This is a genomic window from Agarivorans gilvus (assembly GCF_001420915.1).
Taxonomy (GTDB): Bacteria; Pseudomonadota; Gammaproteobacteria; order Enterobacterales; family Celerinatantimonadaceae; genus Agarivorans; species Agarivorans gilvus.
In genome coordinates this window covers 2726549-2745335 of record NZ_CP013021.1, presented here as the reverse complement: position 1 = coordinate 2745335, position 18787 = coordinate 2726549, and the positions used below count along the sequence as shown (strand labels likewise).

Genomic DNA, 18787 nt, shown 5'->3' with positions numbered 1-18787 from the left:
AACAGGGGCTTTTTTGTATGGTCAACAGAAAGGAACTAAGCAATGCAGCAAGTAATTAAACCTGCCCTTTTGGGCTGCTTGGTCAGCATAGCTATCGCGGGTTGCGCATCAAACGATGCCAACCAAAACACGACAGCTACGGCGACCAGTTCGCAACAAGCACTAAGTCAAAGCAAACAATGCCTACAATGGGATGGTCAGCCCATTACTGTAGACGTAACCAACAGCTTTGAAGAAGGCACCGCCGTTAAAGATTTCTACAGCGGCCAAGTTAGCACCGTTTACCAAGGAAAAGTCACCTTTACCCCCGCAGCAGAGAGCGGAGGACTATTGTTACTCGAGTCAGCCACCAAGAAAGCCGATAAGTTTAACTGGGACAGCGCCTCGGTCTACTTCGTTATTACCGACCGTTTTTACAATGGTAACCCTAGCAACGATAACAGTTACGGTCGTAGCAAAGACGGAGCCAATGAAATCGGCACCTTCCACGGCGGTGATATTGCCGGCCTAACAGAAAAACTCGATTACATTGAAGATCTTGGTATTAATGCTATTTGGATTACCGCACCCTACGAACAAATTCGAGGCTGGGTTGGCGGTGGTATGCGTGGAGAATTCAAGCACTACGCTTATCACGGCTACTATGCTCAAGACTATACTGTGATGGACCAAAACATGGGCAGTGCCGAGGAATTTAAACAGTTCGTTGATAGCGCTCATGCCAAGGGTATTCGTGTAGTTATGGATATCGTGATGAACCATACTGGCTATGCCACCCTTGCCGATATGCAAGAGTTTAAATTTGGCTCAACTCAAGAGTATGACGTGCCCATCGAAACCTACCTAGGCCAAAAATGGACCGACTGGACTCCCGGCCAAGGCGAAACTTGGCATAGTTTTAATGACTATATCGATTATGGCAACCGCGAAGGCTGGGTTAAATGGTGGGGACCAGATTGGGTAAGAACCGATATTTCTGGTTACCCTAACCCCGGTCCTAGTGATTTTGAAATGTCGCTGGCTTATTTACCTGACTTCCAAACAGAATCAGACAAGGTTGTGGGCCTACCACCTTTTTATAAAAACAAACCTGATACTAAAGCGGTGGAAATTCCTGGCGCGACGGTTCGTGATTATCTAGTGACCTGGCTTTCAGACTGGGTACGCGAATACGGCATCGACGGCTTCCGTGCCGATACCGTTAAACACGTAGAACCAGAAGCCTGGCAAGAGCTAAAACTCGCGTCTACTAAAGCCTTCCAAGAATGGAAGAAAAACAACCCAAATAAAGTTTTAGACGACAATGAGTTTTGGATGACCGGTGAGTTTTGGGGACAAGGCCTAAACAACTCTCGACTATATGCCAGTGGCTTTGATTCCTTAATCGACTTTACTTACCAAACTGAACTGGCCAAAAAAGGCATGAACTGTTTGGCCGATATGGAAGATGGCTATGAGCGTTACGCTAAGGTGCTAACGCAACGTGATGGTAAGTTGCTAAGCTATGTCTCGTCTCACGATACTCGTCTCGCCTATGGCAGTATCAGTAAAGATTTAGAGCAACAAAAACAATTGGGCTCGGCCTTCTTATTGATGCCTACTGCGGTACAAGTATTTTACGGTGACGAAACCGCCAGAGAGAAAGGCCCTCGTAGCTCTGACAAGCATCAAGCGACCCGCTCAGACATGAATTGGGATCAACTTGATGAACAACGTCTTGCGGTGTATAAGCACTGGCAGAAGCTACTACAGTTCCGTAAACGCCACCAAGCTGTAGGAGCAGGTGAGCACAAACAACTTAATCAGCAGCCTTATGTATTTGAACGACGTAAGGGTGATGATGCGGTAGTAGTTGTGTATGCCGGACAAGCCAGTAAATAGGCGCTAAACTCCTATCAAGCAAAACTAAGCGGCTTCGGCCGCTTTTTTCATATCTAGGCTCTGCTTAGTCAAAGCCACAGAGCCGAATGCTGTTATTTAGCTAATGTTTTTCACGCTTAATTTTTGCTAAGGTGACGCCTTCAAGACAAAGGGAAAGTTATGAAGTATTCGAGTTTTGGTAATAAGTTTACTCGCCACGCTGGAATAACCCAGTTAATGGATGACCTTGACGAAGGAATTAGAGCTGGCGACGAAATGATTATGTTAGGCGGCGGCAACCCGGCACAAATCACTGCCATGAATACTATCTTCGACCAACACCTGCGTCGTAGCCTAGACAATCAGAGCCTATTAAAAGCCTTATGTAATTACGATGCTCCACAAGGCAATAAAGAATTCATTTCTAATTTAGCAGCTTTTTTTAGAAATGAATTTCAATGGGATATTAACGAAGAAAACATAGCACTCACTAACGGTAGCCAAACTGCTTTTTTCTACCTGTTTAACTTGTTTGCTGGCAAGGGAGCACACAATAAACGCGTATTATTTCCCTTGGCCCCAGAATACATTGGTTATGAAGATAGCGGCCTTAGTGATGATTTATTTATTGGCAATAAACCGAGTATTGAGCAGCTAGAAGGTCGCCAATTTAAATATCACGTTGACTTTGAACAACTCACTATCGATGAAAGCATTGGCTTGATCTGCGTTTCTCGCCCAACTAATCCAACCGGCAATGTGATTACTGACAAAGAGTTACTGAAGCTCTCTCAGCTGGCCAAGCAACACGATATTCCCTTGCTGATTGATAACGCCTACGGGCTGCCTTTTCCTAATTTAATTTTCACTCCCGAAGCCACTCCCTACTGGGATGAAAACACCATTCTGTGCTTAAGCTTATCCAAGCTAGGTTTACCGGGGGCTCGCTGTGGGATAGTAATTGCCAAGCCAGAAACGGTAAAAGCCATTAGTAACCTTTCGGGGATTATTAACCTCTCGCCAGGAGGTATAGGCCCAGCCCTAGCCAACGAAATGCTAAAAGATAATAGCCTGCTTGATGCGAGTAATAACATCATTAAGCCTTATTACCAACAAAAGTCTGAACAGGCGATAAAATGGCTACAGCAGGCTATTCCATCTACACAATTCAAAATACATAAATCTGAAGGAGCAATGTTTTTATGGCTCTGGTTTGAAGGCTTAAGCATTAGCGATAAGCAGTTGTACCAGCGCCTTAAGCAACAGGGTTTATTGATCGTTCCCGGCAGTTACTTCTTCCCAGGTATTAGCAGTGAGTGGCGGCATACTCAAGAATGTATACGCCTCAACTTCGCACAAAGTGAAGCACAAGTAAAACGAGGCATAGGGATATTAGCCGATGTGGTTAATCCATTATTAGGCTAACAAAAAAGGGCCTAAAATGGCCCTTTCTTCTTTTATCTTACTTAACTATCAGGCTGATTTAGCGTCTAAAGCTTCAACCCGCAACTTACCATTAATTGGGATTTGCTTAGGTTTCAGGGCTTCCGGGATTTCTCTTTCCAAGTCAATTTGCAACAGACCATTTTCTAAGTTGGCCGCTTTAACTTTCACATGGTCGGCAATTTGATATTTGCGCTCGAACCCTCGTTCCGCAATGCCTTGATGTAAAAATTTAGTTTGTTCGTTTTTCTTCTGCTTAGTGCCAGTCACCACTAATGCATTTTCTTGAGCCACAATAGTAAGCTCATCTTCGCTAAAGCCAGCCACGGCTAAAGTAATACGGTAATTATTTTCATCGAGCGCTTCGATGTTATAAGGAGGATAGCCATTACTCTGTGCTTGAGCACTTTGATTGGAAGCCGCTTCAATGAAATTAGCTAAACGATCGAAGCCAATAGCAGTACGATAAAGTGGAGAAAAGTCATATTGATTACGCATATTTGTTTATCCTCATAGAGCAATAAATTGTTGTGGTCAGCATTAGCGCTGCACCGTTTATCACGTAGCCCACCCAATGTGGCGCTGCGTTATAATTATATATAAGGGCTGTCTTTTGGCTTTCAAGTACAAAAAAGGCAATATTTTCATATTGCCTTTTTGTGCTTTAAAAATGAGAAGCGAAGCTTAAACGTCGAGGTTTTCTACATTTAAGGCATTATCTTCAATGAAGTGACGACGTGGCTCTACCTGATCACCCATTAAGGTTGTGAACAATTGGTCACAAGCGATAGCATCTTCAACGGTTACTCTTAACATACGACGAGTTTCCGGATCCATGGTGGTTTCCCAAAGCTGATCAGGGTTCATCTCACCCAAACCTTTATAACGTTGAATATAAAGGCCACGACGTGATTCAGACATTAACCAGTTCAGAGCTTCCTCAAAGCTATTCACGGGCTTCACTTTTTCTCCACGTTTAACATAAGCACCCTCTTCAATCAGGTTGTTTAAATTATCGTAGAGACTGCAAATATCTTTGTAGTCATGAGAAGCAAAGAAATCTGATTCAAACTTAAAGGCGGTATCTACACCATGCTGGCGCAGAGTAAACACAGGGTAGTAAATTTCACGTTCCTCATGTTTCTCAATTTCTACTGAGTAGTAGTTACCACTAGGTAGTTCCGCATTCACAGGTTCGATTAATTCTTCCGCCCATTGCTCCAATACTTCGGTATCTTTTAACTCTTCAACCGTTAAGCAACGTTGGTAAATCATTTGGCTTAATAAAGAGATGGGGTAACGGCGCGATAAACGCTCATTGTTTTTCCAAACACGGCGGTACTGACGAACCAAGTTTTCTAAGTGTTCTCCGGTGATAGCTGGCGCATCGGCATTCACATGCAAACCAGAATTATCTAAGGCTAAAGAAGTGAGATATTCAGTTAAAGATTCTTCATCCTTCACATAGCGTTCTTGCTTGCCTTTTTTAACCTTATACAAAGGAGGCTGAGCAATATATATGTAACCACGCTCGATAATTTCCGGCATTTGGCGGTAGAAGAAGGTCAACAATAGAGTTCGAATATGTGAACCATCCACATCAGCATCGGTCATGATAATGATTTGATGGTAACGAGTTTTATCAGGGTTATACTCATCTCGACCAATACCACAGCCCATAGCGGTAATCAGTGTTGCCACCTCTTGGGAAGACAGCATCTTATCGAAACGGGCTTTCTCTACGTTTAGAATTTTACCTTTAAGTGGCAAAATCGCCTGGTTCTTACGATTACGAGCTTGCTTAGCACTACCACCCGCAGAATCACCCTCCACTATGTATAGTTCAGAAAGTGCAGGGTCTTTTTCCTGACAATCGGCTAATTTACCGGGTAAGCCTGCTAGGTCCAAGGCGCCTTTACGACGAGTCATATCTCTAGCTTTACGGGCCGCTTCACGAGCTCGGGCTGCATCAATAATCTTTTGCGTGATAATCTTAGCTTCTTGAGGGTTCTCAAGTAGGTAATCACTCAGCTTCTCACCCATGGCTTGCTCAACTGCAGATTTCACTTCAGATGACACCAATTTATCTTTGGTTTGGCTTGAGAACTTTGGATCAGGAACCTTAACCGAAATAACAGCAGTTAAGCCTTCACGGGCATCATCACCGGTAGCGCTGCTCTTATCTTTCTTATTAACTTCTTTTTCCATATAGCTGTTTAAGGTTCGAGTTAAGGCTGCTCTAAACCCAGCTAAGTGAGTACCACCATCGCGCTGTGGAATATTGTTAGTGAAACAGAAAATATTCTCTTGGAAACCATCATTCCACTGCATTGCTACTTCTACAGCAATACCATCTTCGCGTTGCAAGTTGAAGCTAAAGGCTTTGTCATGAATCGGTGTTTTATTGGTATTCAAGAAGGATACGAAGGCTTGAATCCCCCCTTCATAACAGAAGTGGTCCTGCTTACCATCGCGTTCATCTTTTAGGATGATCGATACACCAGAATTCAAGAATGATAATTCACGTAGGCGCTTTGCCAGAATATCGTAATGGAAAGTCGTATCAGAGAAAATTTCCGCACTTGGCCAGAAGCGAAGCTCAGTACCCGTTTTATCGGTATCACCCACTTTAGCCAAAGGTGCATCAGGTTCACCTAGAGTATAAAACTGTTCGTAAACGTGTCCTTGGCGCTTAATGGTTAGCTGTAGTTTAATCGATAAGGCATTTACTACTGAAACCCCCACTCCATGTAAACCACCCGATACTTTATAGGAGTTATCGTCAAACTTACCACCGGCGTGTAGCACCGTCATAATTACTTCTGCGGCCGATACCCCTTCCTCTTCGTGAAGATCAACCGGAATACCTCGACCGTCATCGGAAACAGAGACAGAACCATCACTATGAATCGTAACGACTACATCCTGACAGTGGCCCGCTAATGCTTCATCAATGGAGTTATCTACAACTTCGAATACCATGTGATGTAAACCTGAGCCATCATCGGTATCACCAATATACATCCCAGGACGTTTTCTTACCGCATCAAGGCCTTTTAGTACCTTAATACTTGATGAGCCATATTCATTTTCAGCCATGTTTTACTCTCGTTTTATAGTCGTTGATAACACCATGTTCCACGTGAAACATTGTGCATCCTTCTAAATCAAATCCATCTAGCATCTGTTCTTCAATTGCTGAAACAAACACTTGAGACCCATTTCTTTGCAAGCACTCGGCTAGTAAACGCCGCTTGGCGCTGTCTAGTTCGGCTGCAAAATCGTCGATAAGATAGATTGTTTTGTTGCCACTAACCTGCTCGGCATGTTGCCCTTGAGCTAAGATCAGGGCACAAACAAACAACTTTAGCTGTCCTCTAGAGATTAAATCAACGGCATTTACTCCGTTAAATTTAAACTTTAAGTCTGCTTTATGAGGACCATACTGAGTGAACCCCATCAATCTATCTCGCGAAAAACTTGTGCTAAGCAATTCACTTAACGAATTTTTGTCGTCCCAGCCTTTAAAAAAGCTGAGCTCGAAACTGTACTCAGGTAGAAATTCACTCACTAACTGAGACAAGCTTTGGCTAATACTGTCTACGTATTTAGCTCTAAGTTGGCTAACTAGCTCTGCCAACTCTACTAATTGTTTATCCCAATAACTTAAGTCTTGGTAACTTTTAGTTTGCTTAAGTAAGGCATTACGTTGCTTAAGCAGTCGCTTATAGTTTTGCCAGGCTCCGTGGAACTGATGTTCCACGTGAAACACTCCCCAATCCAAGTAGGCTCGTCGATATTTGGGACTACCATCGACTAAGGCATACCCTTCTGGGTGAAGTATTTGCAAGGGTAACAGCGAGGCTAACACCGCCTGACTTCTTACATTCTCTTTGTTAATTCTTAAGGCGGTATCACCACTCTTGAATTTTTGTAAGCCAATTTTATGCTGCTCTAGTTGAGCAAAAACTACAAAACTGTCTTTTTGGTAGGTAATAACTTTACTAGGGCGATTACTACGAAACGATCGGCCAAAGCCCAAGTAATATATCGCCTCTAATACACTGGTTTTACCGCTACCATTATTCCCCAAAATTACATTAAGCTGGGGATTCAAGGAAAGGCTAGCCGCTTCAATATTTCTAAAATGCTGCAAGCCTAAACTCTGAATATGCATTTCTCGGCCAGTTACAAACGCATTGGCATAACAACGTACATTGCTTTACCTGTTTGCTCGGCATCTTCAATTAAAGCACTACTGTTGCTATTGCTCATGTTAACGCGCACCTGCTCGCATTTAAGGGCGTTTAACACGTCTAAAACGTAAACCACATTGAAGCCAATTTCTAAATCCTCGGCTTGATAATCTACGTCCAAAATTTCTTCAGCTTCTTCCTGCTCGGGGTTATTCGCGGTGATTTTTAACGAGCCAGACTGCAGTTGTAATCTTACACCGCGAAACTTTTCATTAGACAAAATAGCCGCTCGAGAAAAAGCTTGTTTTAACTCTTCCCGTCCCGATACCAAAGCCTTGTCGCTGTTCGCTGGTAATACACGACGATAATCAGGGAAACGTCCGTCTACCAGTTTGCTGGTAAAGGTGAAGTTTTGAATACAAGCGCGTAAGTTATTACTGCCAATGTGTAGCTCTACCAGTTGGTCTTCATGCTCTAACATTCGTGACAGCTCAATCACACCTTTACGGGGCACAATCACCTGTTGAGCCTGCAAACCGGGCTGCTCGATAATTTGTTCAGCCAAGGCTAAACGGTGGCCGTCGGTAGCAATGGTTTTTAAACCTTTTTCATCGGTTTCAAATAACATGCCGTTTAAATAATAACGAACATCTTGGCTCGCCATAGAGAACTGGGTGCTATCTATCAGATTTTTCAACTGACCTTGAGTCAACTGAATCACCTGCTGGCTTTGCCAGTCTTCTACGTTGGGAAAGTCAGTGGCAGGTAAAGTAGCAAGCGAAAATCGGCTACGACCAGACTTTAGTACCAAGCGATGCTCGTCAGCCTTACAATGAATCTCGCAACCTTCAGGTAGGCCACGGCAAATATCAACAAACTTTTTCGCAGGAACCGTTACTCGCCCGTCATTTACGGTATTTTCTAGAGGTAAGGTGGCAATCAGCTCCACCTCCATATCGGTGCCGGTAATCGATAACTGCTGATTACTGATGTCTAACAACACATTGCCAAGAATGGGAATCGTGGGTCGTCCGCCCAAAGCAGCACTTACTTGCTGAAGCGGTTTTAGCAGTTGCTCTCGATTGATACTAAATTGCATGTCTAGTAGCGCCTCTCCAATTATGACGACAAGGTACGAATAAGATTTTGATAGTCTTCTTTAATATCGTGACTTTCTTCTTTCAACTGAGAAATTTTGCGGCAAGCGTGTAATACCGTGGTATGGTCACGCCCACCAAAAGCGTCACCAATTTCAGGCAAGCTATGGTTGGTTAGCTCTTTAGCCAGGGCCATGGCCAGCTGTCGAGGTCGAGCTACTGAACGAGAGCGGCGTTTAGATAGCAAATCAGCCACCTTAATTTTGTAATATTCAGCCACGGTTTTTTGAATATTATCGATGGTGACTAACTTCTCTTGTAGCGCGAGTAAGTCACGTAAAGCTTCTCGCACAAAATCGATAGTAATCGCTCGCCCAGTAAAATTAGCGTTGGCTATAACTCGGTTAAGAGCGCCCTCTAACTCACGAACATTAGAGCGCAAACGCTTAGCAATAAAAAAGGCCACCTCATCAGGTAAACGAATATTATTTTCGTTAGCCTTGGTCATTAAGATGGCCACTCGAGTCTCTAACTCGGGGGGTTCAATGGCCACCGTTAAGCCCCAGCCGAAACGGCTTTTTAGGCGATCCTCTACCCCATCAATTTCTTTGGGGTAGCGGTCACTGGTAAGAATAATTTGTTGATTGCCTTCTAGCAGCGCATTAAAAGTGTGAAAAAATTCTTCTTGAGAGCGCTCTTTATTGGCGAAGAACTGAATATCATCTATAAGCAGCGCATCAACACTTCGATAATAACGTTTAAAATCTTCTATCGCATTGTTTTGTAAGGCTTTTACCATGTCCTGAACAAAACGTTCAGAATGCATGTAAACCACTTTGGCATTTTTCTTACTATTGATAATGCCATTCCCTACTGCATGAAGTAAGTGGGTTTTACCCAAACCAGTACCACCGTAGAGAAATAAAGGGTTATAGGCGCCACCAGGATTATTGGCTACTTGAGTCGCAGCAGCTCTGGCTAACTGGTTAGACTTACCTTCAACAAAGTTATCGAACTGATAAGTCGCATTGATATTATTACGATGATTAGCCTCTAAAGCTGACTTTACAGCAGGCTCTTTATCCCAACTTTTACCATTATCTTGACTAGCGGATTGGTTAGCGCTTACACCTGAAGAGGCTGTGCTACGACTGTTAATATCAGAGCTTAAGGTTTTGCTAAGAGGCTTACTGCCCACTTCAAAACGTAAGCCCGGCTTGTCACTACCACAAAACTCTTCAAGTAGGGCATTGACTCGGATTAGGTATTTATCTTTCACCCAATCTAATACAAAGCGATTAGGCGCATACAACACCAATAGCTCGGCACCCTGCTCTACTTGAAGTGGTCGGATCCACATACTAAATTCTGTTGCCGGCAATTCATCTTGTAATCGAACTAAGATTTGCTGCCAAAGAGACCCACTCACTAGCCACTCCGCGTTATTACTCAAAAAGACCGTCTATTTTATACCGGAAGCCGCTTAAACTCTAGGTTTCTTATGAATTATTCACAAGCAGATAACAAAAATGTGAATAAAATTATTTAAACAAAATTACGACTTAGTTATTTGATATAACAACAGCGTATTTGTATACACAGCCACTATAAATTAATATTTTTTACTATAGATAACTAAATTTGCAGACAAATAAAAATGAAACTATTGAATAAATCTCGTTTATTACTTGGATTACTGGTACTTAGCTTAGGGCCTTGGTCAGCATTTGCTCAACAAAGCGTAAAAGTAGGCATGTCTGGACGCTACTTCCCGTTTACCTTTGTTAAACAGGATCAGCTGCAAGGTTTTGAGGTAGATGTTTGGAACGAATTAGCCAAGCGTAATGACTGGCAAGTAGAGTTTGTTACTGCTAACTTTTCAGGCCTATTTGGCATGTTAGAAACCGGCCGAATCGATACTATTTCTAACCAAATCACCATCACCGACGAACGTAAGGCGAAATACTTGTTTTCAACACCTTATGTGATTGACGGTGCGCAAATCGTTGTACGTAAAGGCAACCAAGAAATTAACGGCATTGATGACCTAAAAGGTAAAAAGGTTGCGGTTAACCTTGGCTCTAACTTCGAACAACTACTACGCAAGCACGATGAAGAGCAGCAAATTAACATTGCTACTTACGACACCGGTATCGAGCAAGATGTAGCATTAGGTCGTTCCGATGCCTTTGTGATGGACCGCGTTTCTTCTTTAGCCTTAATTAAACAATCGGGTTTACCGCTAGCATTAGCAGGGCAACCTTTTGAAACCATTGAAAACGCCATGCCATTCAAAAACAATGCGACTGGCCAAGCTTTGCAAGAACAAGTTAATGCCAGCCTTGCAGCGATGCGTAAAGATGGCACACTTAGCGCAATTTCCCAAAAATGGTTTGACGGAGACATCACCCGATAATGTCTAGCTTTGACTTTGGCTACATGATTGAACTGTTCCCAATACTGTTTAAGTATTTGGCTACAACCATGGAGATGGCTGCAATTGCAGCCATTTTTGCGTTAATTTTAGCGCTAATATTGGCACTGGTTCGAGTATTCAAGCTGCCTGTTTTGAATCAGTTTTCAGTGGTGTTTATTTCCTTCTTTCGAGGAACGCCGCTGTTAGTTCAGCTATTTATTTTGTATTACGGCCTGCCGCAACTGTTTCCATTTATGATAGGTATTGATGCCTTTAGTGCCTCTGTTATCGGTTTAAGCTTGCACTTTGCAGCTTATAAGGCAGAGAGTATTCGCGCAGCCATCACCTCCATAGACAATAGCCAATGGGATGCCAGCTACGCCTTTGGCATGACGCGCATTCAAGCTCTGCGACGCATTGTGCTACCACAAGCACTGCGAACCGCACTGCCCTCGCTAATGAATTATCTGATAGATATGATCAAAAGCACCTCTTTAGCCTTCACTTTGGGAGTGGCAGAAATTATGGCAAAAGCGCAAATGGAAGCGTCGAGTAGCTTTAAGTTTTTTGAAGCCTTCTTAGCGGTTGCGTTGATTTATTGGGCGGTAGTGGCAGTGTTTACCCAAGTGCAAAACCTCGCCGAAAAACGTTTAGCAAAGGCCTATTAGCATGATCAAAGTAGCCAACTTACATAAAAGCTTTAATGGGCAAAAAGTATTAAATGGTATCGACTTTGAGGTGAATGAAGGCGAAGTGGTGGCGATTATCGGCCCTTCTGGCACCGGAAAATCGACCTTCTTACGTTGCCTAAACTTCCTAGAACAAGCAGACAGCGGCATGATCAGTGTTGATGGTCTATCGGTCAACGCTGAACAACACCATGCCAGTGAGATCATAGCGTTACGCCGAAAGTTTGCCTTTGTATTTCAAAACTACTCATTATTTGCCAACTTAAACGCCGAACAGAATATAGCCGAAGCCTTAATTACCGTATGGAAACAAGACAAGGCGACTGCACTCACTAAGGCAAGACAAATTCTTGCTGATATTGGCCTCGCCGATAAAGCCAAACACTACCCAAGCCAACTTTCTGGGGGCCAGCAACAACGTATTGGTATTGGCCGAGCCATGGCTACCCCAAGCCAAGCCATTCTATTTGACGAACCCACCTCGGCATTGGATCCAGAATGGGTGGGTGAGGTACTTGGCTTAATAAAAATGTTAGCCAAGCGTAAGCAAACCTTGCTGATCGTCACCCATGAAATGGCCTTTGCCCGCGAAGTGGCCGACCGAGTCGTATTTATGAGTGATGGTAATATTGTTGAACAAGGTCCGCCGGAGCAACTGTTTACTCAACCGAAAGATCCAAGAACTCAACAGTTTATTTCGCGAATACTAAAAAGAGATGCAATTGAATAGTAGAGATCACTTGCAGCTATAATTAGTAGCACTATAATGCCGCTGCAGGATCTAAAAGATCTTCCAGGCAAAACGATTTAAGATTAAACGATATTTCGTTTGACTTAGAAGGGGCGAATGATTAGAATTTCGCCTCTTTTTTACCCGGTGCGCCAACCATTTCGGTTAATTGCACCGACTGTACAGTAAAAAACTAGCTAGCAGAGTAATAACTATGAAACGTACTTTTCAACCAAGCGTACTAAAGCGTAAGCGTAGCCACGGTTTTCGCGCTCGCATGGCAACTAAAAACGGCCGCCAAGTTTTGGCTCGTCGTCGTGCCAAAGGTCGCGCACGTTTGTCTGCATAATTAATGCAAAGACATTCGTTCGGCAGGGAGTTACGTTTGTTAACTCCCATGCATTTCAAACACGTATTCTCCAACCCCGTTCGTGTGGGTACTCCTCAACTCACCATCCTTGCCAAACCTAATACCTTAGCTCATCCACGACTAGGCCTAGCCGTTTCCAAAAAAAGCATTAAGCTTGCCGTAGGTCGCAATCGTATTAAACGCTTGGTAAGAGAGAGTTTTCGATTACATCAGCATCAGTTACCCGCTGTTGATATTGTGCTTATCTCTAAACACGGAATTGCTGATTTAAGCAATCAAGAAATAAGTAAAATGCTGGAGAAATCATGGCGAAGACTTTCGCGCCGTTGCGAAGCTTAGCGATATTGCCCATCAAAGCTTATCAATATTTGATAAGTCCTTTGCTTGGACCGCGCTGCCGTTTTACGCCTACGTGTTCAGATTATGCGATTGAAGCAATAAATTTGCACGGTGTGATAAAAGGTTGTTGGTTAGCAAGCCAACGTCTATTAAAATGCCATCCACTACATCCTGGCGGACATGATCCTGTTCCAGGTTCCAAAAAAACCAATAGTGATTAACTAATATTATGGAATCTCAACGCAATTTACTGATAATTGGGTTGCTGTTTGTAAGTTTTCTTATATATCAGCAATGGCAAAAAGATTACGGCCCGCAGCCGGAAGTGATTACTGCGACCAATACTGTTAACGCCACGCCAGCCGGCGCGCATCCTGATGTGCCAGCAAGTGCGACGTCTTCTGATGATTCAGACTTAACTCAAGCGACTAGCGCAGGTCAGTTAATCACTGTAACCACCGACGTACTAAAGCTAAAAATTAGCTCTCAAGGTGGTGATGTTGTTAGTGGCGAGTTATTAGCCTACCCAATTGAAGAAGAATCTAGCGAGCCTTTCGTTCTTTTAGAAGAGGATGCTAACTTCACCTATATTGCGCAAAGTGGTTTGATTGGTCGCGACGGCCCAGATGCCAGCGCCAATGGTCGTCCTATCTATCAAGTCAGCAGCTCTAACTTCGAGCTAGCTGAAGGCGAAGACCAAGTGGTTGTGGCTATGACTTACCAAGACCAAGCCGGTAACCAGTTCACTAAGAGCTTCACGCTTAAGCGTGGCAGTTACGATGTTGATGTAACTTATGAAGTGACTAACAATAGCGAACAAGCGCTAAACCTGCAGTTATATGGCCAACTTAAGCAAACCGAAAAAGAGCATAAATCAAGCATGGTAATGCCGGTTTATCGCGGTGGTGCTTACTCGAGTGACTCAACCCGTTACTCTAAATACAAAATCAAAGACATGCAGAAAGCTAACCTAAACGTCACCACCACTGGTGGCTGGGTAGCCATGATGCAGCACTACTTCGTTACCGCTTGGTTACCCGACGAAAATAGCACCAACCAATTGTACTCAAACGCCAATAACGGTTTTGTGTTCATGGGTTATAAAGCCCCTGCCCACACTGTTGCACCAGGCCAGAGTGAGCAGCTAAGCTCTAGCTTATGGGTTGGTCCTAAACTACAAGAGCAAATGGCAGAAGCCGCCAAACACCTAGACCTTACCGTAGATTACGGCTGGTTGTGGTTTATTGCTCAGCCACTGTCTAAACTGCTTAAGTTTTTCCATAGTTTCGTTGGAAACTGGGGTATCGCAATTATCCTAATCACCTTCACGGTGAAAGGTATCATGTATCCACTCACCAAAGCGCAATACACCTCTATGGCGAAAATGCGTTTGCTACAACCCAAAATGGCAGCACTACGTGAGAAGTATGGCGACGACCGTCAGAAAATGTCTCAAGGCATGATGGAGTTATACAAGAAAGAGAAAGTTAACCCACTGGGTGGCTGTTTCCCTATCTTGCTACAAATGCCAATTTTCATCGCCTTGTACTGGTCATTAATGGAAAGCGTTGAGCTTCGTCATGCACCATTCTTTGGTTGGATTACTGACTTGTCAGTACAAGACCCTTACTACATTCTGCCAGTGCTAATGGGCGTGAGTATGTTCTTCATTCAGAAGATGTCTCCGACTACCGTAGCCGACCCAATGCAAGCGAAGATCATGCAATTCATGCCGGTTATCTTCACTGTATTCTTCCTTTGGTTCCCAGCAGGTCTAGTTCTATACTGGTTAATGAGTAACGTGGTTACACTAATTCAGCAAACTCTGATTTACCGTAACCTTGAGAAAAAAGGATTGCATAAACGCTAAGCACAAAGTTTAGCGAGAGTGCTAAAATGCCATTCAGTGAAAGCTGAATGGCATTTTTATTTTTACCGCAAGAGCAAAGAGAGTCAGCATGAGTTCAACTGATACCATAGTGGCACAGGCAACAGCACCGGGACGCGGCGGCGTAGGCATTATTCGTGTATCCGGCCCCTTATCGCAACAGGTAGCAGAACAATTATTGGGTAAGTGCCCCAAGCCTCGTTATGCCGATTATTTGGCGTTTAAGAACCTACAGGGAGATACCTTAGACCAAGGCATCGCCTTATTCTTTAAAGGCCCTCACTCCTTTACCGGCGAAGACGTATTAGAACTACAAGGTCATGGTGGCCCAGTGGTAATAGATATGCTGATCCGCGAAATCTGCCAAATTGAAGGCTTACGCATGGCTCGCCCCGGAGAGTTTAGCGAACGCGCTTTTCTTAACGACAAGCTCGACTTAGCCCAAGCAGAGGCCATTGCTGACCTAATTGAAGCAACCAGCGAGCAAGCGGCTAAAAGTGCCCTACAGTCGCTGCAGGGAGAGTTTTCTAACAAAATCTACAGCTTGGTAGAAAACGTCACCCGTTTGCGGATCTACGTTGAGGCAGCTATCGATTTTCCTGAAGAAGAAATCGATTTTCTCAGTGACGGCAAAGTACAAAGCGATCTCTACGCCATCATTGATGAACTCAGTGCTGTGCAAGCGCAAGCACGCCAAGGTTCCTTGCTACGTGAAGGTATGCGAGTAGTCATAGCTGGGCGCCCCAATGCGGGCAAATCGAGCTTACTGAATGCCTTAGCTGGGAAACAGGCCGCCATTGTTACCGACATTGCCGGCACCACTCGTGATGTATTGCGCGAACACATTCACATCGATGGCATGCCGCTGCACATCATTGATACCGCCGGTTTGCGTGATGACGCCGATGTGGTGGAACAAATTGGTATTGAGCGCGCTTGGGAAGAAATTAATAATGCTGATCGGGTATTGTTTATGGTGGATGGTACCACCACCGACCAGCTCGACCCGCTAAAAATCTGGCCAGAATTTGTCGCCAAACTGCCGCCTAACATGGGCATGACGGTAGTGCGTAATAAAGCCGATATTACCAGGGAAAGCCTCGATGTGGTGATGGATCATGGCCATCCGGTATTTAAAATCTCAGCCAAAACCGAATTAGGTCTAAGTGAATTAAAAGCCCACCTCAAACAATGCATGGGCTTTACCGGCAACCTAGAAGGCGGCTTTATGGCACGTCGTCGCCACCTTAATGCCCTAGAGCAAGCTGCCGAACACCTAGATAATGGTAAAACCCAACTAGAGGTTTACCAAGCCGGCGAACTGCTTGCCGAAGAGTTACGCCTGGTACAACAAGCCTTAAGTGAGATCACCGGCGAATTTAGCTCAGACGATCTACTCAGCCGCATCTTCACTAGCTTCTGTATCGGCAAGTAAAGTGGCAAAACCAAGGCAAGAGCTAGCTCAAAAACCTATGTAAGAGTACAAGCGGTTTTTATGGCCGCTTGTTACTTAGAAAATAAAGGTTAGTTCAGGTATAAATAAATCAAAACCTAGATATACCCCCTCATTTAGTATGACTAAAGCCGTTCCCCTTCACGCTTAGCGCTTAAAAACCACCCGGAACTATAAATTTATTCTGATTATCTAAAACATCTTCTAAAACAAAGCTTAAACCCGCTTATAGCTTGACCAAGAGAAAAAACATCAGCTAAAAAAATTGACATAAATCAATATTTAAATAAACTTTCACTTTTTTCTGAACGTTCAAAAGGAAAACCCGCATGCAATTATCAGAGAAAAGTCAGGCTTTTGTCTTACATTTTGGAGAAATGGGCAGTCGCTGGGGCTTTAACCGCACCGTCGGTCAGATTTTGGCTCTGTTGGTGATAAACCAGCATCCTTTGCATGCCGAACAAATCATGCAGCAACTCGGTATTAGCCGCGGCAACGTCAGTATGGGCCTTAAAGAACTTCAGTCTTGGCGTTTGGTAAAACTGAGTCACCAAGCAGGGCAACGTCGCGAGTTTTATACCGCAGCGGGATCTATTTGGGACATGGCTAAAACAGTATTTGAAGAACGCAGTAAACGGGAAGTAGACCCTACCCTGTCGTTACTGCGCTCTAACTTGCTAGAACAGCCGGACAATGAAGAAGACCAGTTTACCCAACAAAAAATGAAGGAGATTCATGACTTATTGGAACTCATCACCCAATGGTCCAATACCCTAAACAGTTTTAGCCCAGAGCAATTACAACAACTGATGAAAATGGGCTCTGGCCTTAACAAATTACTAGAACTTAAAGACAAAATTGTTGGTAACAAAGGAACTGCCGCCAGCGAATACGCTTATTCACCTTAATGAGAGTTAATCATGCTTGATGCCTTAATCCTTTCAAGGATACAGTTTGCTGCGAATATCAGCTTCCACATTCTGTTTCCAACCATCACCATTGCCATGTGCTGGTTCTTGGTTTTCTTTAAAATCCGCCATGATATGACTGGCAATCCAATTTGGATGCGCGCCTATCGCTTTTGGGTAAAAGTATTTGCCCTGTCTTTTGCCTTAGGTGTAGTCAGTGGCATTACTATGTCTTTTCAGTTTGGTACTAACTGGCCAGGCTTTATGGAAACGGTGGGTAATATCGCCGGGCCATTGCTAGGCTATGAGGTGCTTACCGCCTTTTTCTTAGAAGCGACTTTCCTTGGCATTATGCTGTTTGGTATCAAACGTGTGCCCAACAAAGTGCATACTTTTGCTACCATTTTGGTGGCTATCGGCACCAGCTTATCGGCGTTTTGGATCCTAGCGCTGGATTCTTGGATGCAAACTCCGGCCGGCTTTGAAATGCGTGATGGCGTAGCCTACCCAACCGACTGGTTTGCCATTGTATTTAACCCTTCTTTTCCTTATCGCTTAAGCCATATGTTATTGGCCTCGGGCTTAACCGCATCGTTCTTCATCGCTGGGATCTCGGCCTACCGCATCCTTAAAGGCGATACTAAAAAAGCGCCACGTTTAAGCTTAAAAGTAGCGTTAATTGTGGCCGCCATTTTGGCCCCCACTCAAGCCTTGGTCGGTGATTTTCATGGTTTAAATACTCTAGAACATCAACCGGCAAAAATTGCTGCCATTGAAGGGATCTGGCACACCGAGCGCGGCGCTCCATTATTATTATTTGCGCTACCCGATCAGCAAAATAAAACCAATCACTATGAAATAGGCATACCTAATCTTGCCAGTTTGATTCTGACTCATGAGCTGGATGGTGAACTAAAAGGCTTAAATGAGTTTGCAGGGGAGCACCCGCCAGTTGCCCCTGTATTCTGGAGTTTCCGAGTAATGGTGGGCTTAGGCTTATTGATGCTTGGCCTAAGTTGGTTTGCTTGTTACCACTTTTACCGCCGGAAGGGTCTACCAGCCTGGTTACTGAAAGTATTGGTAGCCACTACCTTCTCTGGTTGGCTAGCCACGCTAGCGGGTTGGTATGTGACTGAAATTGGCCGTCAACCTTGGTTAGTCACCGGCATATTAAAAACCCAAGATGCGGTAACTAGCTTGCCCCCATCTAAAGTGGGTTTCTCATTAACCCTTTATCTAATCGTGTACGCCTTTTTACTTTATGCCTATACTCGTACGGTATTTTTAATGGCGCGTAAGGCGATTAAAGTCGAAGAATTTGAAACCCTAGAACCGCAGGCCGATGGCAACCTAAGCCATGTTTCTAATCCACAAACCACTCACGAGGGGAGTCACTAA

The 18787-nt window shown here is 44.0% G+C and carries 17 protein-coding genes; 12 read left to right on the top strand and 5 right to left on the bottom strand.

Features of this window, described 5'->3' with window-relative positions:
• Positions 1-42: 42 nt before the first annotated feature.
• Positions 43-1881, top strand: a complete 1839-nt coding sequence (locus tag AR383_RS12850; RefSeq protein WP_055733499.1) for an alpha-amylase — start codon at positions 43-45, stop codon at positions 1879-1881.
• A gap of 159 nt (positions 1882-2040) precedes the next feature.
• The gene (locus tag AR383_RS12845) at positions 2041-3285 is read left to right on the top strand and encodes a valine--pyruvate transaminase (RefSeq protein WP_055733498.1); all 1245 of its coding nucleotides are present in this window, start codon (positions 2041-2043) and stop codon (positions 3283-3285) included.
• A 48-nt stretch (positions 3286-3333) separates the two neighbouring features.
• Here AR383_RS12845 and AR383_RS12840 read toward each other — a convergent pair whose 3' ends face one another.
• From AR383_RS12840 to dnaA, 5 genes are all read right to left on the bottom strand, one after another.
• The gene (locus AR383_RS12840) at positions 3334-3801 is read right to left on the bottom strand and encodes an Hsp20 family protein (RefSeq protein WP_055733497.1); all 468 of its coding nucleotides are present in this window, start codon (positions 3799-3801) and stop codon (positions 3334-3336) included.
• 186 nt (positions 3802-3987) lie between these two features.
• On the bottom strand, positions 3988-6402 hold the full coding sequence (gene gyrB / locus AR383_RS12835) for a DNA topoisomerase (ATP-hydrolyzing) subunit B (RefSeq protein WP_055733496.1): 2415 nt from the start codon (positions 6400-6402) through the stop codon (positions 3988-3990).
• Positions 6395-7480: a DNA replication/repair protein RecF gene (recF, locus tag AR383_RS12830; RefSeq protein WP_055733495.1), complete on the bottom strand. Its 1086-nt coding sequence runs from the start codon at positions 7478-7480 to the stop codon at positions 6395-6397. Before recF ends, gyrB begins: the two co-directional genes overlap by 8 nt.
• Before the next feature lie 11 nt (positions 7481-7491).
• The gene (gene dnaN / locus AR383_RS12825; protein ID WP_055733494.1) at positions 7492-8598 is read right to left on the bottom strand and encodes a DNA polymerase III subunit beta; all 1107 of its coding nucleotides are present in this window, start codon (positions 8596-8598) and stop codon (positions 7492-7494) included.
• 20 nt (positions 8599-8618) lie between these two features.
• A complete protein-coding gene (dnaA, locus tag AR383_RS12820; RefSeq protein WP_055733493.1) occupies positions 8619-10025 on the bottom strand; it encodes a chromosomal replication initiator protein DnaA in 1407 nt (468 codons plus the stop codon).
• Positions 10026-10253: 228 nt separating this feature from the next.
• On the opposite strand from dnaA, the gene AR383_RS12815 reads away from it, so the two are divergent.
• The 10 genes from AR383_RS12815 (at position 10254) to AR383_RS12775 (ending at position 18787) form a co-directional block, all read left to right on the top strand.
• Positions 10254-11012 carry an amino acid ABC transporter substrate-binding protein gene (locus AR383_RS12815; RefSeq protein ID WP_157051733.1) on the top strand — a complete coding sequence of 253 codons (759 nt, stop codon included), beginning with the start codon at positions 10254-10256 and terminating at the stop codon, positions 11010-11012.
• A complete protein-coding gene (locus tag AR383_RS12810; RefSeq protein WP_055733492.1) occupies positions 11012-11680 on the top strand; it encodes an amino acid ABC transporter permease in 669 nt (222 codons plus the stop codon). The genes AR383_RS12815 and AR383_RS12810 overlap by 1 nt, the downstream gene beginning before the upstream one ends.
• Position 11681: 1 nt before the next feature.
• Positions 11682-12431 (top strand): amino acid ABC transporter ATP-binding protein, encoded by a 750-nt coding sequence (locus AR383_RS12805; RefSeq protein ID WP_055733491.1) that lies wholly within the window; start codon positions 11682-11684, stop codon positions 12429-12431.
• A gap of 214 nt (positions 12432-12645) precedes the next feature.
• The gene (rpmH, locus tag AR383_RS12800; protein WP_055733490.1) at positions 12646-12780 is read left to right on the top strand and encodes a 50S ribosomal protein L34; all 135 of its coding nucleotides are present in this window, start codon (positions 12646-12648) and stop codon (positions 12778-12780) included.
• A gap of 3 nt (positions 12781-12783) precedes the next feature.
• Positions 12784-13140, top strand: coding sequence for a ribonuclease P protein component (gene rnpA / locus AR383_RS12795; RefSeq protein ID WP_055733489.1), 357 nt, complete (start codon positions 12784-12786; stop codon positions 13138-13140).
• Positions 13107-13361: a membrane protein insertion efficiency factor YidD gene (gene yidD, locus AR383_RS21310; protein ID WP_083481595.1), complete on the top strand. Its 255-nt coding sequence runs from the start codon at positions 13107-13109 to the stop codon at positions 13359-13361. Before rnpA ends, yidD begins: the two co-directional genes overlap by 34 nt.
• Positions 13362-13369: 8 nt before the next feature.
• On the top strand, positions 13370-15010 hold the full coding sequence (yidC, locus tag AR383_RS12790; RefSeq protein WP_055733488.1) for a membrane protein insertase YidC: 1641 nt from the start codon (positions 13370-13372) through the stop codon (positions 15008-15010).
• 88 nt (positions 15011-15098) lie between these two features.
• Positions 15099-16463 carry a tRNA uridine-5-carboxymethylaminomethyl(34) synthesis GTPase MnmE gene (gene mnmE / locus AR383_RS12785; RefSeq protein WP_055733487.1) on the top strand — a complete coding sequence of 455 codons (1365 nt, stop codon included), beginning with the start codon at positions 15099-15101 and terminating at the stop codon, positions 16461-16463.
• A gap of 347 nt (positions 16464-16810) precedes the next feature.
• A complete protein-coding gene (locus AR383_RS12780; protein ID WP_055733486.1) occupies positions 16811-17389 on the top strand; it encodes a GbsR/MarR family transcriptional regulator in 579 nt (192 codons plus the stop codon).
• A gap of 12 nt (positions 17390-17401) precedes the next feature.
• Positions 17402-18787: a cytochrome ubiquinol oxidase subunit I gene (locus tag AR383_RS12775; RefSeq protein WP_055733485.1), complete on the top strand. Its 1386-nt coding sequence runs from the start codon at positions 17402-17404 to the stop codon at positions 18785-18787.